18 protein-coding genes are annotated in these 21,700 nt (G+C 57.9%); 14 read left to right on the top strand and 4 right to left on the bottom strand.

The window, feature by feature from the left end:
- Positions 1-17: 17 nt before the first annotated feature.
- The 4 genes from JFT66_RS01410 to JFT66_RS01395 form a co-directional block, all read right to left on the bottom strand.
- A complete protein-coding gene (locus JFT66_RS01410) occupies positions 18-758 on the bottom strand; it encodes a YciK family oxidoreductase (RefSeq protein WP_198858631.1) in 741 nt (246 codons plus the stop codon).
- A 189-nt stretch (positions 759-947) separates the two neighbouring features.
- On the bottom strand, positions 948-1,619 hold the full coding sequence (gene mupP / locus JFT66_RS01405; RefSeq protein ID WP_162524826.1) for an N-acetylmuramic acid 6-phosphate phosphatase MupP: 672 nt from the start codon (positions 1,617-1,619) through the stop codon (positions 948-950).
- Positions 1,620-1,623: 4 nt separating this feature from the next.
- Entirely contained in the window at positions 1,624-2,322 is a 699-nt protein-coding gene (ubiG, locus tag JFT66_RS01400; protein ID WP_003172645.1) for a bifunctional 2-polyprenyl-6-hydroxyphenol methylase/3-demethylubiquinol 3-O-methyltransferase UbiG, read from the bottom strand.
- A 64-nt stretch (positions 2,323-2,386) separates the two neighbouring features.
- Entirely contained in the window at positions 2,387-3,718 is a 1,332-nt protein-coding gene (locus tag JFT66_RS01395; RefSeq protein WP_198809591.1) for a TRZ/ATZ family hydrolase, read from the bottom strand.
- A 109-nt stretch (positions 3,719-3,827) separates the two neighbouring features.
- On the opposite strand from JFT66_RS01395, the gene mtnA reads away from it, so the two are divergent.
- The 14 genes from mtnA (at position 3,828) to rffA (ending at position 21,636) form a co-directional block, all read left to right on the top strand.
- Positions 3,828-4,898, top strand: a complete 1,071-nt coding sequence (gene mtnA, locus JFT66_RS01390; protein WP_153837773.1) for an S-methyl-5-thioribose-1-phosphate isomerase — start codon at positions 3,828-3,830, stop codon at positions 4,896-4,898.
- A gap of 424 nt (positions 4,899-5,322) precedes the next feature.
- Positions 5,323-7,977, top strand: a complete 2,655-nt coding sequence (gene gyrA / locus JFT66_RS01385) for a DNA gyrase subunit A (protein ID WP_034118746.1) — start codon at positions 5,323-5,325, stop codon at positions 7,975-7,977.
- Positions 7,978-8,087: 110 nt separating this feature from the next.
- Positions 8,088-9,173 (top strand): 3-phosphoserine/phosphohydroxythreonine transaminase, encoded by a 1,086-nt coding sequence (gene serC, locus JFT66_RS01380; protein ID WP_034118747.1) that lies wholly within the window; start codon positions 8,088-8,090, stop codon positions 9,171-9,173.
- Positions 9,173-10,267 (top strand): prephenate dehydratase, encoded by a 1,095-nt coding sequence (gene pheA, locus JFT66_RS01375; RefSeq protein ID WP_003172650.1) that lies wholly within the window; start codon positions 9,173-9,175, stop codon positions 10,265-10,267. The genes serC and pheA overlap by 1 nt, the downstream gene beginning before the upstream one ends.
- A gap of 9 nt (positions 10,268-10,276) precedes the next feature.
- Positions 10,277-11,389 carry a histidinol-phosphate transaminase gene (gene hisC / locus JFT66_RS01370; RefSeq protein ID WP_034118748.1) on the top strand — a complete coding sequence of 371 codons (1,113 nt, stop codon included), beginning with the start codon at positions 10,277-10,279 and terminating at the stop codon, positions 11,387-11,389.
- Between the two features lie 28 nt (positions 11,390-11,417).
- Entirely contained in the window at positions 11,418-13,628 is a 2,211-nt protein-coding gene (locus JFT66_RS01365) for a bifunctional prephenate dehydrogenase/3-phosphoshikimate 1-carboxyvinyltransferase (RefSeq protein ID WP_233096993.1), read from the top strand.
- Positions 13,625-14,314 carry a (d)CMP kinase gene (cmk, locus tag JFT66_RS01360; protein ID WP_198858629.1) on the top strand — a complete coding sequence of 230 codons (690 nt, stop codon included), beginning with the start codon at positions 13,625-13,627 and terminating at the stop codon, positions 14,312-14,314. Before JFT66_RS01365 ends, cmk begins: the two co-directional genes overlap by 4 nt.
- A gap of 119 nt (positions 14,315-14,433) precedes the next feature.
- Positions 14,434-16,119, top strand: a complete 1,686-nt coding sequence (gene rpsA / locus JFT66_RS01355; RefSeq protein ID WP_034118749.1) for a 30S ribosomal protein S1 — start codon at positions 14,434-14,436, stop codon at positions 16,117-16,119.
- Positions 16,120-16,279: 160 nt separating this feature from the next.
- Complete coding sequence (locus JFT66_RS01350; protein ID WP_034118750.1) at positions 16,280-16,564, top strand: lipoprotein; 285 nt, start codon at positions 16,280-16,282, stop codon at positions 16,562-16,564.
- Between the two features lie 131 nt (positions 16,565-16,695).
- Positions 16,696-16,992, top strand: coding sequence for an integration host factor subunit beta (gene ihfB / locus JFT66_RS01345; protein WP_003189779.1), 297 nt, complete (start codon positions 16,696-16,698; stop codon positions 16,990-16,992).
- A gap of 24 nt (positions 16,993-17,016) precedes the next feature.
- Entirely contained in the window at positions 17,017-17,247 is a 231-nt protein-coding gene (locus JFT66_RS01340; protein ID WP_034118751.1) for a LapA family protein, read from the top strand.
- 348 nt (positions 17,248-17,595) lie between these two features.
- A complete protein-coding gene (locus tag JFT66_RS01335) occupies positions 17,596-18,906 on the top strand; it encodes a Wzz/FepE/Etk N-terminal domain-containing protein (protein WP_198809593.1) in 1,311 nt (436 codons plus the stop codon).
- Positions 18,907-19,446: 540 nt separating this feature from the next.
- Entirely contained in the window at positions 19,447-20,319 is an 873-nt protein-coding gene (gene rfbA / locus JFT66_RS01330) for a glucose-1-phosphate thymidylyltransferase RfbA (RefSeq protein WP_034118752.1), read from the top strand.
- A 180-nt stretch (positions 20,320-20,499) separates the two neighbouring features.
- Positions 20,500-21,636, top strand: a complete 1,137-nt coding sequence (rffA, locus tag JFT66_RS01325) for a dTDP-4-amino-4,6-dideoxygalactose transaminase (RefSeq protein ID WP_153837775.1) — start codon at positions 20,500-20,502, stop codon at positions 21,634-21,636.
- Positions 21,637-21,700 lie beyond the last annotated feature (64 nt).

Below are 21,700 nucleotides of genomic sequence, written 5' to 3'. Positions count from 1 at the left end.
TTGCGGTGTGTCAGCTGTTATTGCGCATCAAACGCCTGCCCGTTGATGCCAGCACTGTCCGGCCCCATCAGGTACAGGTACACCGGCATGATCTCTTCCGGCGCCGGCCTTTCCATCGGGTTTTCCCCCGGATATGCCTGGGCCCGCATGCTGGTGCGCGTGCCGCCCGGGTTGATGCTGTTCGAGCGGACCGCCGCCACATCCTCGAGCTCGTCGGCCAGGGTCTGCATCAGCCCCTCAGTGGCGAATTTCGACACACCATAGGCACCCCAATAGGCGCGGCCCTTGCGCCCGACGCTGCTGGAGGTGAACACCACCGATGCGTCCTGGGACAGCTTGAGCAACGGCAGCAAGGTGCTGGTCAGCATGAACATCGCGTTGACGTTGACGTGCATCACCCGCATGAAATTCTCGCCGGACAACTGCTCGATGGGCGTGCGCGGGCCAATGATCGAGGCGTTGTGCAGCAGGCCGTCAAGGTGGCCGAATTCCTTTTCGATCATCGCCGCCAGCTCATCGTATTGATGGGGCAGGGCGGTCTCCAGGTTGAACGGGATCACCACCGGTTGCGGGTGGCCGGCCGCTTCGATCTCGTCATAGACCTGGGCCAGGTTGGCTTCGGTCTTGCCCAGCAATAGCACGGTAGCGCCATGGGCGGCATAGGTCTTCGCCGCTGCTGCGCCAATCCCGCGACCGGCGCCGGTTACCAGGATGATCCGGCCTTTGAGCAGTTCTGGAGGTGCAGGGTAATCAAACATAAATAGCCTCGACAAAATTCAGTAGGTCACAACACCAGTCTTGAGAGCAGTGAAGATCCAAGTGTGGGAGGGGGCTTGCTCCCGATAGCGGAGTGTCAGTCACTGCATTTATTAATTGACCCACCGCCATCGGGAGCAAGCCCCCTCCCACATTTTGGCCCTGCATCGGTCAGCAAGATCGGGGAGCAATCAGCAACTGCACAGCGCGTTATCCAGCACTTTGCGCAATTCCAGCGGGTGATCCACCACCACATCCGCGCCCCAGTGACGCGGGTTGTCGTCCGGGTGGATATAGCCGTAGGTGACCGCCGCCGTGCGGGTGCCGGCGTCACGGCCGGATTCGATATCGCGCAGGTCATCGCCCACGAACAACACGCTGGCCGGGTCCAGGTCGAGCAGCTTGCACGCCAGGATCATCGGCTCCGGGTCCGGCTTGCTGTTTTTCACGTGGTCCGGGCAGATCAGCACGGCCGAGCGCTCGGCCAGGCCCAGCCGCTGCATGATCGGTTCGGCAAAGCGCACCGGCTTATTGGTGACCACGCCCCAGATCAGCTTGGCTTTTTCGATGTCTTCCAGCAGCTCGGCCATGCCGTCGAACAGCTTGCTGTGAACCGCGCAGTCCTTGAGGTAGCGCTCGAGGAATTCCAGGCGCAATGCTTCAAAGCCTGGGGACTCCGGGTCCATCGAGAAGGTCACGGCAACCATCGCCCGCGCACCGCCGGAAATTTCATCGCGGATGTGCTGCGGGTTGATCGGCTCCAGGCCACGGTCGGCGCGCATGGCCTGGCAGATGGCGATAAAGTCCGGCGCGGTATCCAGCAGGGTACCGTCCATGTCGAAGAGAACCGCTCGCAACTTCACAGGCTTACTCCTCGCGCAGGGTCTGGATCATGTAGTTGACGTCAACGTCGCTGGCCAGCTTGTAGTGCTTGGTCAGCGGGTTGTAGGTCAGGCCGATGATGTCCTTGACGGTCAGCCCGGCCTGGCGGCTCCACGCGCCCAGCTCGGAGGGGCGGATGAATTTCTTGAAGTCATGGGTGCCGCGGGGCAGCAGCTTCATGATGTATTCAGCGCCGATGATTGCGAACAGGTAAGCCTTGGGGTTGCGGTTGATGGTGGAGAAGAACACCTGGCCGCCGGGCTTGACCATACGGAAGCACGCACGAATCACAGAGGATGGATCGGGCACGTGTTCCAGCATCTCCAGGCAGGTGACTACGTCGAACTGCTCGGGCATTTCCTCGGCCAGGGCTTCGGCGGTGATCTGCCGGTACTCCACGCTCACCCCGGATTCCAGCTGATGCAACTGTGCCACCGCCAAGGGCGCTTCGCCCATGTCGATACCCATCACGGTAGCGCCGCGCTGGGCCATGGCTTCGCTGAGAATGCCGCCGCCGCAACCCACGTCCAGCACCTTCTTGCCGGCCAGGTTGACGCGCTCGTCAATCCAGTTGACCCGCAGCGGGTTGATGTCGTGCAGAGGTTTGAACTCGCTTTCGCGGTCCCACCAACGGTGGGCCAGGGCTTCGAATTTGGCGATTTCGGCGTGGTCGACGTTGCTCATGGTGAATCCTCTAAATCTGATAAATCGGTGGGTCGGGGCTGAACACCGGGGTTCAGCACCTTCGTTATTCGCTGTGCCCGCTGATGCGTTGGCCCCAGGCGATGGCCGTGGCGGTCAACTGTTGTTCATCCATGCGGGTCAATTGCCGGTCGTCGAGCAATTGCTTGCCGGCGACCCAAAGGTGTTTCACGCAATCGCGTCCGGTGGCATATATAAGTTGTGAGACCGGATCGTAGATCGGTTGTTGCGCCAGCCCCGACAGATCAAAGGCGACCATGTCCGCCGCCTTGCCGACTTCCAGCGAGCCAATCTGGCTTTCCAGGCCCATGGCCCGCGCACCGTTGAGGGTAGCCATGCGCAGGGCGCGGTGCGCATCCAGGGCGGTGGCCGAACCGGCGACGGCCTTGGCCAGCATCGCGGCGGTACGGGTTTCGCCCAGCAGGTCCAGGTCATTGTTGCTGGCGGCGCCGTCGGTGCCGATGGCCACATTGACCCCAGCCTGCCACAAGCGCTCTACCGGGCAAAAGCCGCTGGCCAGTTTCAGGTTCGATTCCGGGCAATGAATAACGCTGGTGTTGCTTTCTACCAGCAAAGCCAGGTCGTCCTCGCTGATTTGGGTCATATGAACGGCCTGGAAGCGCGGCCCCAGTAACCCGAGGCGAGCCAGGCGCGCCAACGGGCGCTCGCCGGTCTGCTCCACGGCTTGCTGCACTTCGAAGGCGGTTTCATGCACATGCATATGAATCGCGGCGTCCAGCTCTTCGGCGATCACGCGGATCTTTTCCAGGTTGGCGTCGCACACGGTGTAGGGCGCGTGAGGGCCGAAGGTGATCTTGATGCGCGGGTGGTGCTTGAGGTCGCCAAACAGTTCGATGCCCTGGCGAAGCGCTTCATCGGCACTGCTGGCGCCGGGAATGGGAAAGTCGAGGATCGGCATCGCGATCTGCGCGCGCATGCCGCTGCTATGCACGCAATCGCTGGCGACCTTGGGGTAGAAATACATGTCGGAGAAACAGGTGATGCCGCCCTTGAGCTGTTCGGCGATGGCCAGGTTGGTGCCGTCGCGCACGAAGGCTTCATCGACCCACTTGGCCTCGGCCGGCCAGATGTGTTTTTCCAGCCAGGTCATCAGTGGCAGGTCGTCGGCCAAGCCACGAAACAGGCTCATCGCCGCATGGCCGTGGGCGTTGATCAGGCCGGGGCTGAGCAGCATGCCCGGCAGCTCGCGAACTTCATTGGCTGCAAGCTTCATTGCCGCGGCCCGTGGGCCGATAAAGGCAATGCACCCATCGCGGATGCCCAGGCCATGCTCTTTGAGCACCACGCCTGCGGGTTCGACGGGTACCAGCCAGGTCGGCAGCAGCAACAAGTCGAGCGGGGCGGCAGTGGAGGTCATCGCAGGCTTCTTCCCAGGCAGCTATAAAAGAAGGGCGAAGTATACCCGAGCGTCCTGGCTGGCGGATCGCTATAATCCGCGGCTTTTGTTCATGAGTGCGGGGTAAGGGATGCGCGACCGACTGTTAGCTGCAGAGAAAGTGAAGGCCATCGTTTGGCGTGATGGCGCGCTGCACCTGCTCGATCAGCGTGTTTTGCCGTCCCGGGAGAGCTGGGTGGCCTGCGATACCGTCGAGGCTGTGGCCGAGGCCATTCGCTCGATGGTGGTGCGGGGCGCACCGGCCATCGGCATCTGCGCCGCTTATGGCTTGGTCCTGGCTGCCCGTGAGCGCCTCGCCGAAGGTGGCGACTGGCAGGCTGCGTGGGAAGAAGATTACGCACTGTTGGCCGATACCCGACCTACTGCGTCGAACCTGTTCTGGGCCTTGAAGCGCATGCGCGACCGCCTGGACCGCCTCAAGAAGCACGCCGACCCGCTGGCAGTGCTGGAAGCCGAAGCTATCGCGATCCATGAAAGCGACCGGGAGGCCAATTTCGTCATGGCCCAACTGGGCGTAGAGCGGATTCGCAAGCACCAGGGTAACGCTCAGGCGATCCTGACTCATGGCAACACTGGCGCTTTGGCCACGGGGGGAGTCGGCACGGCCCTCGGGGTTATTCGCGCAGCGTTCCTGGACGGGTTGGTCGAACAAGTCTATGTCAACGAGACCCGGCCTTGGCTGCAAGGTTCGCGGCTGACCGCCTGGGAGCTGGCGGGTGAGGGCATCCCGGTGACGGTGAATGCTGACTCGGCGGGCGCGCATATCCTCAAGACCAAGGGCGTGACCTGGGTGATCGTCGGCGCCGACTGCATTGCGGCCAACGGCGATGTGATCAGCAAGATCGGCACTTATCAGCTGGCCGTCTGCGCCATGCATCATGGCGTGCGCTTTATGGTGGTGGCGCCGAGTTCGACCATTGACATGATGATGGCCACTGGCGATGACGTCGCGCTGGAAGAGCGTGACCCGGCCGAGCTGCTGGAAATTGTAGGGCAGCGGTTGGGCGCGAACGCATTCAATCCCGTGTTCGATGTAACGCCGGCGGATTTGATCGATGTGATCGTGACTGAGAAGGGCATTGTCGAGCGGCCGGACACCGCAAAGTTGGCCAAGCTGATGTGCCGTAAGCGCTTGCATTAAGTGCTTGGGTGTCTATCAGATTGCCATCGGGAGCAAGCCCCCTCCCACATTTGGAATGTGTTCACAAATCAAATGTGGGAGGGGGCTTGCTCCCGATTGGCCCTTAAAGTCAACAAAACATCCGGATCTACCCTCATAAAACAGTACCACCCCACTTCTGAGCCTCTCTCGTCGCCCTCAAGCCTGTCATCCGTCAAATTACTAGCCTCCATGCGCATCAGGGGGATAGGTGCGTGGCGGCGATTGTGATAACATCCGGCGGTTTCCAGGGTTGCCCCGAGGGGTGGCCTATAACGTGCAGATCCGTGTCATAACTCGTTGATTTGTCGTAAGTCGTTGTCAGGCACCGTGCCGGCAGCGGCGAGCTTCGTTCGTCCCATATGGATGTGACGAAGTTTCACCCGAAAAAGGAATCAGGCTTCTCATGGGCGAACTGGCCAAAGAAATCCTCCCGGTCAATATCGAAGACGAGCTGAAACAGTCCTACCTCGACTACGCGATGAGCGTAATTGTCGGTCGGGCACTGCCTGATGCGCGCGATGGCTTGAAGCCCGTGCACCGGCGTGTGCTCTTCGCGATGAGCGAGCTGAGTAACGACTGGAACAAGCCGTACAAGAAATCTGCCCGTGTTGTCGGTGACGTGATCGGTAAGTATCACCCTCACGGCGACACTGCGGTGTACGACACCATCGTTCGGATGGCCCAGCCGTTTTCCCTGCGCTACCTGCTGGTAGACGGCCAGGGCAACTTCGGTTCGGTGGACGGCGACAACGCCGCGGCCATGCGATACACCGAAGTGCGCATGACCAAGCTGGCGCACGAGCTGCTGGCCGACCTGCACAAAGAAACCGTGGACTGGGTGCCGAACTACGACGGCACCGAAATGATCCCGGCTGTCATGCCGACCAAGATCCCCAACCTGCTGGTCAACGGTTCCAGCGGTATCGCCGTGGGTATGGCCACCAACATCCCGCCGCACAACCTCGGTGAAGTCATCGACGGTTGCCTGGCCCTTATCGACAACCCTGAGCTGACTGTCGATGAGCTGATGCAATACATCCCGGGCCCGGACTTCCCGACCGCTGCGATCATCAATGGTCGCGCCGGCATCATCGAAGCCTACCGCACCGGCCGCGGGCGCATTTACATGCGTGCCCGCTCGATGATCGAAGACATCGACAAGGTCGGTGGCCGCCAGCAGATCGTCATCACTGAACTCCCTTACCAGCTGAACAAGGCGCGTCTGATCGAGAAGATCGCCGAGCTGGTTAAAGAGAAGAAGCTCGAAGGCATCACGGAGCTGCGCGACGAGTCTGACAAAGACGGTATGCGCGTGGTGATCGAGCTGCGTCGTGGCGAAGTGCCCGAGGTGATCCTCAACAACCTCTACGCCCAGACCCAGCTGCAAAGCGTGTTTGGTATCAACGTGGTTGCGTTGATCGATGGCCGCCCGCGCATCCTGAACCTCAAGGACCTGCTCGAAGCCTTCGTACGTCACCGCCGCGAAGTGGTGACCCGCCGTACCGTGTTCGAACTGCGCAAGGCCCGCGAACGCGGGCACATCCTGGAAGGCCAGGCCGTTGCGTTGTCGAACATCGACCCGGTGATCGCCTTGATCAAGGCTTCGCCAACCCCGTCGGAAGCCAAGGAAGCGCTGATCAGCACACCTTGGGAATCCAGCGCCGTGGTGGCCATGGTTGAACGTGCCGGCGCCGACTCGTGCCGTCCAGAGACCCTGGACCCACAATACGGTCTGCGCGAAGGCAAGTACTTCCTGTCGCCGGAACAGGCCCAGGCCATCCTGGAACTGCGCCTGCACCGTCTGACCGGCCTGGAGCACGAGAAGCTGCTGGCCGAGTACCAGGAGATCCTCAACCAGATCGGCGAGTTGATCCGCATCCTGAGCAGCGCCGTGCGCCTGATGGAAGTGATCCGCGAAGAACTGGAAGTGATCCGCGCCGAATACGGCGACGTGCGCCGCACCGAGATCCTCGATGCGCGCCTCGACCTGACCCTGGGTGACATGATCCCGGAAGAAGAGCGCGTGGTGACCATCTCCCACGGTGGCTATGCCAAGACCCAGCCGCTGGCTGCTTACCAGGCCCAGCGTCGTGGCGGTAAAGGTAAATCGGCCACCGGCGTGAAGGATGAGGACTACATCGCTCACCTGCTGGTCGCCAACAGCCACACCACGCTGCTGCTGTTCTCCAGCAAGGGCAAGGTGTACTGGCTGAAAACCTACGAGATCCCGGAAGCCTCCCGTGCCGCCCGTGGTCGTCCGTTGGTCAACCTGCTGCCGCTGGACAGTGATGAATACATCACCACCATGCTGCCGGTCGAGGAATACACCGAAGGTCACTACATCTTCATGGCGACCGCCAAAGGCACCGTGAAGAAGACCCCGCTGGAATCCTTCAGTCGTCAACGCAGCGTGGGCCTGATCGCCCTGGAGCTGGATGAAGGCGACGTACTGATTTCCGCCGCCATTACCGATGGCGAGCGCGAAGTCATGCTGTTCTCCGACGGCGGCAAGGTGACACGCTTCAAGGAATCCGACGTTCGCGCCATGGGCCGTACCGCCCGCGGCGTGCGCGGCATGCGCCTGCCGGAAGGGCAGAAGCTGATTTCGATGCTGATCCCGGAAGAAGGCAGCCAGATCCTCACCGCTTCCGAGCGTGGTTATGGCAAGCGCACTGCCATCAGCGAGTTCCCGGAGTACAAGCGTGGCGGCCAGGGCGTGATCGCCATGGTCAGCAACGATCGCAACGGCCGTCTGGTCGGCGCGGTCCAGGTGCTTGATGGCGAGGAGATCATGCTGATTTCCGACCAGGGCACTCTGGTGCGTACCCGCGTGGCTGAAGTGTCGAGCCTGGGCCGTAACACCCAGGGCGTGACCCTCATCAAGCTGGCCAAGGACGAGAAACTGGTCGGCCTGGAGCGTGTCCAGGAGCCATCGGAAGTCGAAGGCGAAGAGCTGGAAGGAGAGGAATTTGAAGGCGAGGTGATCGCAGCCGGCGATGACAACGTCGACGAGCCAACCCTCGATGCTGCCGCAGACGAAGAAGAACCGCAGGAATAAGCGGACACACAGGGGGCGGATGAAGATTCGCCCCCTTGTTGTTTGTCCCTTATGAAAGTATTGAAACCCGATTTATTGCACCACCCCACCAGATCAGAGTGAGATTGGATGTGAGCAAGAGAGCCTATAACTTCTGTGCCGGTCCCGCGGCGCTTCCTGAAGCAGTCCTGCAGCGTGCGCAGGGTGAACTCCTCGACTGGCATGGAAAAGGCCTCTCCGTGATGGAAATGAGCCATCGCAGCGATGAGTTCGTGTCCATCGCCACCAAGGCCGAGCAGGACCTGCGTGACTTGCTGGCCATCCCATCCGACTACAAAGTGCTGTTCCTGCAAGGGGGCGCGAGCCAGCAGTTCGCTCAAATCCCGCTGAACCTGCTGCCGGAAGACGGCACTGCCGACTATATCGACACCGGTATCTGGGGCCAGAAGGCCATCGAAGAGGCTTCCCGTTACGGTCATGTCAATGTGGCAGGCACTGCAAAGCCCTACGACTACTTCGCCATTCCAGGCCAGAACGAGTGGAAGCTGTCGAAGGATGCGGCCTACGTTCACTACGTCGCGAACGAAACCATCGGCGGCCTGGAGTTCGACTGGGTGCCGGAAGTGGGTGACGTGCCGTTGGTGTGCGACATGTCTTCGGACATCCTCTCGCGCCCGATAGATGTATCCAAGTACGGCATGATCTATGCCGGTGCGCAGAAGAACATCGGCCCGAGCGGCATCCTGGTCAATATCGTTCGCGAAGACCTGCTCGGTCGCGCCCGTTCGCTGTGCCCGACCATGCTCAACTACAAGGTCGCGGCCGATAACGGCTCGATGTACAACACGCCGCCGGCGTTTTCCTGGTACCTGTCGGGCCTGGTGTTCGAATGGCTGAAAGAGCAGGGCGGTGTGGCTGCCATGGGCAAGCGCAACGAAGAGAAGAAGCGCACCCTGTACGACTTCATTGACGCCAGCGGTTTGTACAGCAACCCGATCAACCTCACTGACCGTTCGTGGATGAACGTGCCATTCCGCCTGGCCGATGATCGCCTGGACAAGCCGTTCCTGGCCGGTGCCGACGCGCGCGGCCTGCTGAACCTCAAGGGTCACCGTTCGGTGGGTGGCATGCGCGCCTCTATCTACAATGCTGTCGACATCCACGCTATCAATGCGCTGGTTGCCTACATGGCAGAGTTCGAAAAGGAACACGGCTAATGTCTGAGCAAGAACTCAAGGCCCTGCGCGTACGCATTGACAGCCTGGACGAGAAAGTCCTGGAGCTGATCAGTGAGCGCGCGCGCTGCGCCCAGGAAGTGGCACGGGTGAAAATGGCGTCCCTGGCGGAAGGCGAAGTGCCGGTGTTCTACCGGCCTGAACGCGAAGCCCAGGTGCTCAAGCGCGTGATGGAGCGCAACAAGGGGCCATTGGGTAACGAAGAGATGGCGCGGTTGTTCCGTGAAATCATGTCGTCGTGCCTGGCCCTTGAGCAGCCACTGAAAGTCGCCTACCTCGGCCCTGAAGGCACCTTCACACAGGCGGCGGCCATGAAGCACTTCGGCCACGCGGTTATCAGCAAACCGATGGCAGCCATCGACGAAGTGTTCCGTGAAGTAGCGGCCGGTGCGGTGAATTTTGGCGTGGTGCCGGTGGAAAACTCCACTGAAGGCGCGGTTAACCACACGCTGGACAGCTTCCTCGAGCACGACATGGTGATCTGTGGCGAAGTCGAACTGCGTATCCACCACCACCTGCTGGTGGGTGAGAACACCAAGACCGACAGCATCAGCCGTATCTACTCCCACGCACAGTCCCTGGCCCAGTGCCGCAAGTGGCTGGATGCGCATTACCCGAATGTCGAGCGCGTGGCGGTCTCCAGTAACGCTGAGGCCGCCAAGCGGGTCAAGGGTGAGTGGAACTCGGCGGCGATTGCCGGTGATATGGCTGCGGGCCTGTATGGCCTGACGCGCCTGGCCGAAAAGATCGAGGACCGCCCGGACAACTCCACGCGCTTTTTGATGATCGGCAGTCAGGAAGTGCCGCCAACCGGCGACGACAAGACCTCGATCATCGTCTCCATGAGCAACAAGCCCGGCGCGCTGCATGAGCTGCTGGTGCCGTTCCACGATAACGGGATTGACCTGACGCGCATCGAGACTCGTCCTTCGCGCAGCGGTAAATGGACTTATGTGTTCTTTATCGACTTCATCGGCCATCACCGCGACCCGCTGGTCAAGGGCGTGCTGGAGAAAATCAGTCAGGAAGCCGTGGCACTCAAGGTGCTGGGCTCCTACCCGAAAGCGGTTCTGTGAGGCTTTGACATGAGCGGCAACTTCCTCGCCCTGGCGCAGCCGGGCGTGCAACAACTCTCGCCTTACGTTCCAGGCAAGCCTGTGGACGAACTGGCCCGTGAGTTGAATCTGGATCCGTCCAAAATCGTCAAGCTGGCGAGTAACGAAAACCCGCTGGGCCCGAGCCCTAAAGTAGTGGCGGCGATTCGTGAAGAATTGGCTGAGTTGACCCGTTACCCCGATGGCAACGGCTTTGCGCTCAAGTCCCTGTTGGCGAGCAAGTGTCGGGTCGAACTGGATCAGGTGACGTTGGGCAATGGTTCCAACGACATCCTTGAGTTGGTCGGTCGTGCCTACCTGGCGCCTGGGCTGAATGCCGTGTTCAGCGAGCATGCCTTTGCGGTCTACCCGATTGTCACCCAGGCCGTGGGGGCTGATGCCCGTGTCATTCCCGCGAAAGACTGGGGCCATGACCTGCCGGCGATGCTGGCGGCAATCGATGCACAAACCCGCGTGGTGTTTATCGCCAACCCGAACAATCCGACTGGCACCTGGTTCGATGAGCAGGCGCTGAATGAATTCCTGCAGGATGTGCCGGAGCATGTGCTGGTAGTGCTCGACGAAGCCTATATCGAGTACGCCGAAGGCAGCGACCTGCCGGATGGTTTGGATTTCCTGGCGGCGTACCCGAACCTGCTGGTGTCGCGTACGTTCTCCAAGGCCTATGGCCTGGCTTCGCTGCGGGTTGGCTACGGCTTGTCCACGGCGGTGGTTGCCGACGTGCTGAACCGCGTGCGTCAACCGTTCAATGTCAACAGCCTGGCCCTGGCGGCCGCCTGTGCGGCGGTGAAGGATGCCGAATACCTGGAAGAAGGGCGTCGCATCAACGAAAGCGGCATGCTGCAATTGCAGGAAGGCTTTCGCGAGTTGGGCCTGGGCTGGATTCCGTCCAAGGGCAACTTTATCTGTGTCGACCTCGGCCAAGTAGCTGCGCCGGTATTCCAGGGCTTGCTGCGCGAAGGTGTGATCGTGCGCCCGGTGGCCAACTACGGTATGCCGAACCACCTGCGAATCACCATCGGTTTGCCGGCTGAGAACAGCCGTTTCCTCGAGGCGCTGGCCAAGGTTCTGGCCCGTGGTTGATGTCACTGCATTGCAACCTGCTGTGCCTATGATCGGTCGCCTGGTGGTAGTGGGCCTGGGGTTGATCGGTGGCTCCTTCGCCAAAGGCCTGCGGGAAAGCGGGCTGTGTGGCGAAGTTGTGGGTGTGGACCTGGACCCGCAGTCGCGCAAGTTGGCGGTGGAGTTGGGTGTGGTGGACCGCTGTGAGGCGGACCTGGCCATCGCTTGCCAGGGCGCGGACGTGATCCAGCTCGCCGTACCGATCCTGGCCATGGAGAAACTGCTGGCGGTACTGGCTGGCATGGACCTGGGGCAGGCGATTCTCACGGACGTCGGCAGTGCCAAGGGCAACGTGGTGCGTGCTGCGCAGCGGGCGTTTGGCGCCATGCCGCCGCGCTTTGTGCCGGGCCACCCGATTGCGGGGTCCGAGCAGAGCGGGGTGGAAGCTTCCAATGCGCAGTTGTTCCGTCGGCATAAAGTGATCCTGACGCCGCTTGCGCAAACCGATCCTGCGGCGTTGGCTGTGGTGGATCGTCTCTGGCGCGAGTTGGGGGCGGATGTGGAGCATATGCAAGTCGAGCGCCACGACGAAGTGCTGGCGGCGACCAGTCATCTGCCCCATCTGCTGGCATTTGGCTTGGTAGATTCGTTGGCCAAGCGCAACGAGAACCTCGAGATTTTCCGTTACGCCGCCGGCGGCTTCCGCGACTTCACGCGGATTGCCGGCAGCGACCCGGTGATGTGGCACGACATCTTCCTCGCCAATCGCGAAGCGGTGTTGCGTACCCTGGACACTTTCCGCAGTGATCTCGACGCCTTGCGCGACGCGGTCGATGCCGGCGATGGTCATCAATTATTGGGCGTGTTCACCCGTGCGCGGGTGGCGCGTGAGCATTTCAGCAAGATCCTGGCGCGCCGGGCCTATATGGAAACCGCAGTGAATACCGATGAGCTGACTTTCATCGCCAACCCGGGTGGCCGCTTGAGCGGGCGTATCCGGGTGCCGGGTGACAAGTCGATCTCCCATCGGTCGATCATGCTCGGTTCGCTGGCTGAGGGCGTGACGGAAGTCGAAGGTTTTCTTGAGGGCGAAGACGCCCTGGCGACCTTGCAGGCGTTTCGCGACATGGGCGTGGTGATTGAAGGGCCGCACCATGGGCGTGTGACTATCCATGGCGTCGGCCTGCACGGTTTGAAGGCAGCGCCTGGGCCGATCTACCTGGGCAACTCCGGTACGTCGATGCGCCTGTTGGCTGGCTTGCTGGCTGCGCAGAGCTTCGACAGTGTGCTGACGGGCGATGCATCGCTGTCCAAGCGCCCGATGAACCGCGTGGCCAAGCCGCTGCGGGAAATGGGCGCGGTGATCGACACCGGGCCGGAAGGCCGTCCGCCACTGACCATTCGTGGCGGTCAGGTGCTGAAAGGTCTGGCTTACGCGCTGCCGATGGCCAGTGCGCAGGTCAAGTCCTGCCTGTTGCTGGCTGGCCTGTATGCACAAGGTAAAACCGCGGTGACCGAGCCTGCACCGACCCGCGACCATACCGAGCGCATGTTGCGCGGTTTTGGTTATCCGGTGGCGGTGGAGGGCGCGACGGCGTCGGTGGAATCCGGCCATACATTGACCGCTACTCATATTGAGGTGCCGGGGGATATTTCGTCTGCGGCGTTTTTCCTGGTGGCGGCGTCGATTGCCGAGGGCTCCGAGTTGTTGCTCGAGCATGTCGGTGTCAACCCGACCCGCACCGGGGTGATCGATATCCTGCGGCTGATGGGCGCGGATATCACCTTGGAAAACCCGCGTGAAGTGGGTGGCGAGCCGGTTGCCGATCTGCGTGTCCGGGCTGCCGTGCTCAAAGGCATCGAGATTCCAGAGGCCCTGGTGCCGTTGGCGATCGATGAGTTTCCCGTGCTGTTTGTGGCGGCTGCCTGCGCCAAAGGCCGTACCGTGCTGCGCGGCGCCGAAGAGCTGCGTCTCAAGGAGTCCGACCGCATCCAGGTCATGGCCGATGGTCTGCTGGCCCTGGGTGTTAAGTGTGAACCCACCCCCGATGGGATTATCATTGACGGTGGCCCGATGGGCGGTGGTGAAGTGCACGCCCATGGCGATCACCGGATTGCCATGGCGTTCAGCGTGGCTTCCTTGCGGGCGGCAGCGCCGATTCGTATCCGTGACTGCGCCAACGTTGCTACATCTTTTCCGAACTTTCTTACACTGTGTGCCCAAGTCGGCATCCGTGTTGCCCAAGAGGCTCAATTGTGAATATCAAAGCACCGGTGATTACCATCGACGGGCCAAGCGGTTCGGGCAAAGGCACAATCGCCGGCATCCTGGCCAAGCGCCTGGGTTGGTGCCTGCTCGATTCCGGCGCGCTGTACCGCCTGCTGGCGTTCGCTGCACGCAACCATGGCGTCGACCTGACCAACGAAGAGTCCCTGAAGCTACTGGCGGCGCACCTTGACGTGCAGTTCGTCGGCGCGACGGAAGGTCATCCTCAGCGCATCATCCTGGAAGGCGATGATGTGACCGACGACCTGCGTAACGAACAAGTCGGCTCCTGGGCGTCCCAGGTTGCCGCGCTGCCGGCCGTGCGTGATGCCTTGCTGCAGCGCCAGCGGGCGTTTCAGGAGCCGCCGGGCCTGGTGGCCGATGGCCGCGACATGGGCACGGTGGTATTTCCCGAGGCGCCGCTGAAGATTTTCCTGACCGCCAGCGCCGAGGAGCGGGCGCGCCGCCGCTACTTGCAGTTGAAGGGCAAAGTCGATGGTGTTAGTCTGTCGAGTCTGCTAGATGAGATCCGTGCACGCGATGAGCGTGATACCCAGCGTGCGGTAGCCCCGCTCAAGCCGGCGCCTGACGCAATACAGCTGGATTCCACGGAGTTGTCCATCGAGCAGGTGCTGGAACGCATCATGAGTGAAATCGCCATTCGCGATATCGCCGGGTGACCAAGAGGGCCGCAGGGGACCAGTCATAGTCCTGTGGTGCTTCTTCTAATTGAAACTAACCCACACCGTCTGGGGTGTGGAGATGGGCGTATTCTTCGCCCTCATCAACAGGAATTAAAATGAGCGAAAGCTTTGCGGAACTCTTTGAAGAAAGCCTAAAAACCCTGAACCTTCAGGCAGGCTCCATCATCACCGGTGTTATCGTTGATATCGATTACCAAGCTCGCTGGGTAACCGTTCACGCTGGTCTGAAGTCTGAAGCTCTGATCCCGCTGGAACAGTTCTACAACGATGCTGGCGACCTGACTATCAATGTCGGTGACGAAGTTCACGTTGCTCTGGACTCGGTTGAAGACGGTTTCGGTGAAACCAAGCTGTCCCGTGAAAAAGCCAAGCGCGCTGAATGCTGGATTGTTCTCGAAGCAGCCTTCGCAGCTGAAGAAGTGGTCAAGGGCGTTATCAACGGTAAGGTTAAAGGCGGCTTCACTGTCGACGTTAACGGCATCCGTGCGTTCCTGCCAGGTTCTTTGGTCGATGTTCGTCCAGTGCGCGACACCACGCACCTGGAAGGCAAGGAACTCGAATTCAAGGTCATCAAGCTCGATCAGAAGCGCAACAACGTTGTCGTTTCCCGTCGCAGCGTCCTGGAAGCAGAGAACTCCGCCGAGCGTGAAGCTCTGCTGGAATCCCTGCAGGAAGGCCAACAAGTCAAAGGTATCGTCAAGAACCTCACCGATTACGGCGCATTCGTCGATCTGGGTGGCGTCGATGGCCTGCTGCACATTACCGACATGGCTTGGAAGCGTATCAAGCATCCTTCCGAAATCGTCAACGTTGGCGACGAGATCGATGTCAAGGTTCTGAAGTACGATCGTGAGCGTAACCGCGTTTCCCTGGGCTTGAAGCAGCTGGGCGAAGATCCATGGGTTGCTATCAAGGCTCGTTACCCAGAAAGCACTCGCGTTACCGCGCGTGTTACCAACCTGACCGACTACGGCTGCTTCGCAGAGCTGGAAGAAGGCGTGGAAGGCCTGGTGCACGTTTCCGAAATGGACTGGACCAACAAGAACATCCACCCTTCGAAAGTCGTACAAGTCGGCGACGAAGTGGAAGTTATGGTTCTGGACATCGACGAAGAGCGTCGTCGTATCTCCCTGGGCATCAAGCAGTGCAAATCTAACCCATGGGAAGATTTCTCTGGCCAGTTCAACAAGGGCGATAAAATCTCCGGCACCATCAAGTCGATCACCGATTTCGGTATCTTCATTGGTTTGGACGGCGGCATCGACGGCCTGGTTCACCTGTCCGACATCTCCTGGAACGAAGTTGGCGAAGAAGCTGTTCGTCGTTTCAAGAAGGGCGACGAGCTGGACACCGTTATCCTGTCGGTTGACCCAGAGCGCGAGCGCATCTCCCTGGGCATCAAGCAGCTGGAAAGCGATCCGTTCTCCGAGTACGTTCAAGAGAACGACAAAGGCGCAATCGTTAAGGGCACTGTGAAAGAAGTTGACGCTAAAGGCGCCATCATCACTCTGGCCGACGATATCGAAGCGACTCTGAAAGCCTCCGAAATCAGCCGTGACCGCGTTGAAGACGCGCGCAACGTTCTGAAAGAAGGCCAGGAAGTAGAAGCCAAGATCATCAGCGTTGACCGCAAGAGCCGCGTAATCCAGCTCTCCATCAAGTCGAAAGACGAAGTTGAAGAGAAAGAAGCTATCCAGAGCCTGAAAGAATCGGCCCCGGAAGCTGCTGCTGATACCACCATGGCGGCACTGCTGCGCCAGGCTATGGCTAAGCAGAACTAAGTTCTGTAAAGCTATAGAAAAAGGGCGACTCCGGTCGCCCTTTTTTGCGCCTGAAATTTGATGAATCAACAACATAGAACCATGGCGTTCAGCTCGCTGTCAGAACTGACTATAGTCGTTAAAGATGCTATTTCGCGTTGCTGATTCAGTAAGGGTTTGAATGAACAGGATTATTGTAATACTCGCATTAGTGGTGCTTGCAGGCTGTTCCTCCACCAGTGCCACGACCCACGCCAAGCGCGGCGCCAGTGGCATCGAGATCGACTGCTCCGGCTTGGGCAATAAATGGGAGAAGTGCGAGAAGCGTGCTGCCCGTGAGTGCAAGATGCAGGGTTACAAGGTCGTCGCCCGCTCCAGTGATGCCCAGGATGAAGAGGGTGACTACCTGTTTGGTTGGAACCCTGCAGGTGCGGTGACTCGGACGATGTTGGTGATCTGTAAGTGAGGGCGTTTGTGTTCGCCGTAGGTGTTTATTCTCTCAGCAGATTAGTTCGCTCATGGGCTGTTCAAAATCGTCAAGTCATGCTAAAACCTTCGAAGCGCTTTTCCTAGCTGCTTGAAAAAGAAGGGAAAAATATGACGAAGTCGGAGTTGATCGAACGAATTGTCACCCATCAAGGGCTGCTCTCATCCAAGGATGTAGAGCTAGCTATCAAGACCATGCTTGAGCAAATGTCCCAGTGCCTGGCTACCGGGGATCGTATCGAGATCCGCGGCTTCGGTAGTTTCTCACTGCACTATCGCGCACCGCGCGTAGGTCGCAACCCAAAAACCGGCCAGTCCGTGAGCCTCGACGGCAAGTTCGTGCCCCACTTCAAGCCGGGCAAGGAATTGCGCGATCGGGTGAACGAAGAAGAGGAAGAAGGCGTCTGAGTGTTTTTGGGGTAGGAGAAAGTTATGCGTGGGGTTAAGCGCGTTGTTGCGGTATTGATTGCAGTGCTTGCGGCGTTGGTGGTTTTGGCATTCGTGCTCGAGAATCAGCAGGGCGTTGTGCTGTCATTCCTGGGGTGGAGTACTGCGCAAATGCCGGTGGCGGTATTTGTGGTGGCGGCTTTGATTGTGGGGATGCTGATAGGGCCGCTGTTAGGGGTATTTGTGCGTAGAAGCCGATATAAGTCGATTGCCTAGCGATAGGTTCTGTTGCAAAGGTGACGTCGTCTTAATGGCTTTGATGACCGTTTGTCAGAAACCTTATGATGCAACGCTTTTTGAGTTTCGCGCGGAGGCCTGTTCACATTGCTCCGATGGTTCAGATTGCACGCACAGGTTAATCAGAATCATCCTACATACGTGTCAAGACTTGTAATATGTCAGAGAGATGGCAAAATGGAATCTGTTCTCGATAACAGGCATTTTGTGCGCTCAAAATTTGGCAGAGACGCCGGGTTTTTGGCGGTCATCCAATTAAAATAAAAAATACACAATTTCTGCCTGCATAACGAGCCCGCAGTTTCTCTTTGAAGGCAGGTTTTTGTTGTGAGTAGTAGCTTCCGCGCGCCCCCGGTACCGCCATTTGAGATCAGCCTCATCGCAGTCTCTGAGGCCGTCTGCAAACAGAAGAAATTCATAGCGCTAGTAACTGCCGCAGTAGGCTTGATCGCTGTGGCATATGCGTTTATCGCCACTCCTGAGTATCAGGTGAGCAGCGTGTTGAGGCCTGCGGCTATTAACGAGCTGGATGCGCTTAATCGCTCTGAGATTTACGCCCTTCCTCCTGGGGAGGCATTGACCAGAGTTGGTGCTGCGTTGGAGTCCTATGAAACCAGGCTTGGTTTTTTTCGTGAAAACCAGAAGCTCTTCAAAGAGTTTGAGCGCCCGGGTCGGACGCTCGAGCAGAGCTTCGAAGAGTTCAACCGTAACTCGATTAGTCTGTCCCTCCCAGACCCAAAGAAAGCAGACATCCTGAGTTCTTTTATTCGAATTGAAATGAATTATCCCAAAGATGTTGATGGGGTAACTATCCTCAATGGATTTGTGAATTACGCGATAGCAACGGAAAGAGAGCATATTGCGGCCGACCTAAATGTTATTGTCAAAAACCGACTGAACGAATTGAATGGAAAGCTTAAGGCTGCGCGTTCTAGTTATGATAATGACAAAGAAGCCAAGATTGTCTCGCTGCAAGAATCCAACAATCTACGTCGTGCTCAACTGCGTGATGAGCTCAAGGCTTTACGTACCCAGTTGAAGACTGAGCGCGCCGACCGAGTTGCGCAGCTAAACGAAGCCATCGGCATCGCCAAATCTTTAGGGATCCGTAAACCCACTACACCAACCTCATTGGGTGAGGCGGATCGAGTGGGCACGCCTACCACTATGCGAACCGAAGTCAATAATCAGCAGATCCCGCTTTACTTCATGGGATCGGAGGCATTAGAGGCTGAACGTAGTGCTCTGCAGCAGAGGAAATCCGACGACTTCACTGCTAGGAGGATTGGGGAGATTGCCAAGGAACTGCAGTTGCTTGAAAATAATCGCGAAGTTGAAATTTTAAATAGTCGCCAGAATGAAGACGTGTTTCTCGCCGGTGTCCAGTCGTTGCGCGCTGAAGCTGTGCGGTTGCAGGGGCTCGATATTGACATGAGTCGTTTGAAACTGGTCACAATCGATAAGCAGGCCTTGGAGCCTCTTAACCCGATTAAGCCCAATAGAAAGTTGATCATCATATTCGGCTTGTTGTTCGGGCTCGGGCTCGGTGTTGCGATTGTCGCCCTCCGCTCTATTCTTAGCCAGCAGCGAGCAGCAGTACCAGTACCTGTATCGTTGGTAAATAATTCGATGGTTTGAAGTTCGTAGCGTATTGCATTGCCTGGAGCTATCAGCTTAAAAAGTGTGTGCTCCTTCCAGGCTGGCTCGATTATTGGTTGCGGTGCGGCGCGTACCTTTTGGCTGTTCCGTTATTGGCTCAGGCGTATAGCGTGCCCTGTAGGCGATGTGTTTAGCCAACGTGTTAACTTTAATCAGGCTTCGTGCCTGTCATTCAGTGCTTGTTGAAGCTTTATCTATGCATGCAAAGCGCTCGGCAGCCTTCGCTTTGTCGGATTTTCCAGGTATGCGAACGAAGCTCCCACCCCTCAACTACGCTTGTGTTTCGATGCACCGCAAAAAGGTATGACTGGCTCTGGCCCGCTAGGAGAATGAGAGATTTGGCGGGTCAGGGTCAGATTGATGGAGGCATGGCTGCGCGCAGGCGTGATGAAATTCACACCTTTATCATGGAACCTGGCGCTGCTGGGGTCGGTCAACTGCGTCAATATTAGTAATCCTCAAGGCCAGCGCCTCCGCTGCCCGTTAATTTTATCGGCATGAAAGGGAAATTTTAATCCAATGAAAGGTATTGTTTTGGCTGGTGGTTCCGGGACGCGGCTTTACCCGATAACCAAGGGTGTTTCCAAGCAGCTGTTACCTGTATATGACAAGCCAATGATTTATTATCCATTGTCAGTTCTTTTTTTGGCAGGCATCCGCGACATCTTGCTTATCAGCACGCCGGTGGATATTGATGGCTTCAAGCGCTTGCTCGGCGACGGCAGTGATTTTGGCGTGAATATCAGCTACGCGGTTCAACCACAGCCTGATGGCCTTGCTCAAGCTTTCATTATCGGTGAAGAGTTCATTGGCGATGATTCGGTGTGCCTGGTGCTGGGCGACAACATATTTTATGGTCAGGGTTTCAGCCCGATGCTCCGTTCGGCTGCCGGGCAAGCGAATGGTGCAAGTGTCTTCGGTTATCAGGTAAAAGACCCGGAACGCTTCGGTGTAGTGGAGTTTGACGAACAAAAGCGTGCGATCTCGATCGAAGAAAAACCGTCTGAACCAAAGTCCAATTTCGCCGTGACGGGGCTTTATTTTTACGACAATGATGTTGTGGAGATAGCTAAGCAAGTGAAGCCGTCCCTTCGTGGTGAGCTGGAGATCACTAGCATCAATGAAGCCTATCTGAAGCGGGGTGACCTTAGGGTCGAGCTTCTAGGGCGTGGTTTTGCGTGGCTCGATACGGGTACGCATGAGAGCCTGCTTGAGGCTGCCCACTTCGTAGAAACCCTGGAGAAACGTCAAGGGTACAAGGTCGCATGCCTTGAAGAGATCGCCTTTCATAACGGCTGGCTGACGGTCGATCAGTTGGTCCGGATCGGAGAAAGCCTCAGTAAGAATGCCTACGGTCAGTATTTGCTAAGCATTGCACGAGAAAAAAAATAAGGTTTACGTTGATCAACTCAGATCAGGCTGGCTATGTGGCATAATTTTCCAGGCGCTGGCTCATAGGGCATTTCTCGGGCCGTATCCTGAAAATTCTGAGTCGAGAAGCGAGCTAGTCGTATACTAGTCTGCTGAGTATAGAAAAAAGCTGGGCTTTTTGACGCTTTTAAGAGATGAATGATGATTCCATTTAATAGACCACCCTACACCGGCAGCGAAGATCAATATGTTCTCGCTGCGATGAGAAGTGAAAAAATATCTGGTGATGGCAAGTATTCTGCGCTTTGCCAAAAATGGTTTGAGGAAACGCTGGGCTGCAAAAAATTCCTGTTGACGCCTTCCTGTACCCAGGCGTTGGAAATGGCGGCATTGCTGGTGGATATTCAGCCCGGTGACGAAGTCATCATGCCCAGTTATACGTTTGTCAGCACCGCGAACGCTTTTGTGTTGCGCGGCGCACGCATTGTCTTCGTAGACGTACGCGCCGATACCATGAATCTGGACGAGACGCTTATTGAAGCGGCCATTACCGAAAAGACCAAGGCGATTGTCCCTGTTCATTACGCCGGCGTAGCGTGTGAAATGGATACGATCATGGATATCGCTCGGCGGCACGACCTCTTCGTTATTGAAGACGCAGCGCAGGCGATGATGTCAACGTATAAAGGGCGTCCGCTGGGGACGATCGGCCATTTGGCTGCCTTTAGTTTTCATGAAACCAAGAACTATACGAGCGCGGGCGAGGGTGGGGGCCTGATTATCAATGATGAGCGCTTTTCTTCACGGGCCGAAATCATTCGTGAAAAGGGTACTAATCGCAATCAATACTTCCGGGGCATGGTTGATAAATACAGCTGGGTCGATGTAGGAAGTAGTTATCTTCCATCAGATATCCAAGCCGCCTATCTGTGGGGGCAACTGGATAATTGTAACCTGATCAACGAAACAAGATTGAAAATATGGAATGCGTATAAAGCCGGTTTAGAAGGCTTGATGGTGGCTGGCAAATTGAGATTGCCTACCATTCCAGTCGATTGTGAACATAATGGTCATATGTTCTATATCAAAGTCTGCGACCTCGATACGCGGGCAGCGCTGCTGGCCCACTTAAAGTCTGAGGGTGTTGGCGCGGTGTTCCATTATGTGCCGCTTCACTCGGCTCTTGCCGGCGAGAAGTTCAGTCGGTTTGCAGGCGTAGATCGTTTCACTACGGCTGAAAGCGAAAGCTTAATTCGCCTGCCAGTATGGTATGGCTTGAGCGATCAACAGATCCAAACTGTTATTGCAGCAGTAAAAAGCTTTTACGGTACCCTCTGAAGCGGGTTTATGTAAATTGTAGTCTTAAAGTGCTCAGGTGGGTTTTGTGTCTGGTTTATATAGT

Origin of the sequence: Pseudomonas sp. MF6755, assembly GCF_016405635.1 — a bacterium.
Lineage (GTDB): Bacteria > Pseudomonadota > Gammaproteobacteria > Pseudomonadales > Pseudomonadaceae > Aquipseudomonas > Aquipseudomonas haemolytica.
This window is presented reverse-complemented; position numbering and strand designations above follow the sequence as displayed.

Excerpts from the sequence above, each read along its gene's own strand:
- hisC (WP_034118748.1), top strand. The coding sequence starts at position 10,277 with ATGAGCGGCAACTTCCTCGCCCTGGCGCAGCCGGGCGTGCAACAACTC.
- ubiG (WP_003172645.1), bottom strand. The coding sequence starts at position 2,322 with ATGAGCAACGTCGACCACGCCGAAATCGCCAAATTCGAAGCCCTGGCC.
- JFT66_RS01340 (WP_034118751.1), top strand. The coding sequence starts at position 17,017 with ATGCGTGGGGTTAAGCGCGTTGTTGCGGTATTGATTGCAGTGCTTGCG.
- JFT66_RS01395 (WP_198809591.1), bottom strand. The coding sequence starts at position 3,718 with ATGACCTCCACTGCCGCCCCGCTCGACTTGTTGCTGCTGCCGACCTGG.
- mtnA (WP_153837773.1), top strand. The coding sequence starts at position 3,828 with ATGCGCGACCGACTGTTAGCTGCAGAGAAAGTGAAGGCCATCGTTTGG.
- rfbA (WP_034118752.1), top strand. The coding sequence starts at position 19,447 with ATGAAAGGTATTGTTTTGGCTGGTGGTTCCGGGACGCGGCTTTACCCG.
- JFT66_RS01365 (WP_233096993.1), top strand. The coding sequence starts at position 11,418 with ATGATCGGTCGCCTGGTGGTAGTGGGCCTGGGGTTGATCGGTGGCTCC.
- pheA (WP_003172650.1), top strand. The coding sequence starts at position 9,173 with ATGTCTGAGCAAGAACTCAAGGCCCTGCGCGTACGCATTGACAGCCTG.
- JFT66_RS01410 (WP_198858631.1), bottom strand. The coding sequence starts at position 758 with ATGTTTGATTACCCTGCACCTCCAGAACTGCTCAAAGGCCGGATCATC.
- JFT66_RS01350 (WP_034118750.1), top strand. The coding sequence starts at position 16,280 with ATGAACAGGATTATTGTAATACTCGCATTAGTGGTGCTTGCAGGCTGT.
- rffA (WP_153837775.1), top strand. The coding sequence starts at position 20,500 with ATGATTCCATTTAATAGACCACCCTACACCGGCAGCGAAGATCAATAT.
- rpsA (WP_034118749.1), top strand. The coding sequence starts at position 14,434 with ATGAGCGAAAGCTTTGCGGAACTCTTTGAAGAAAGCCTAAAAACCCTG.
- gyrA (WP_034118746.1), top strand. The coding sequence starts at position 5,323 with ATGGGCGAACTGGCCAAAGAAATCCTCCCGGTCAATATCGAAGACGAG.
- ihfB (WP_003189779.1), top strand. The coding sequence starts at position 16,696 with ATGACGAAGTCGGAGTTGATCGAACGAATTGTCACCCATCAAGGGCTG.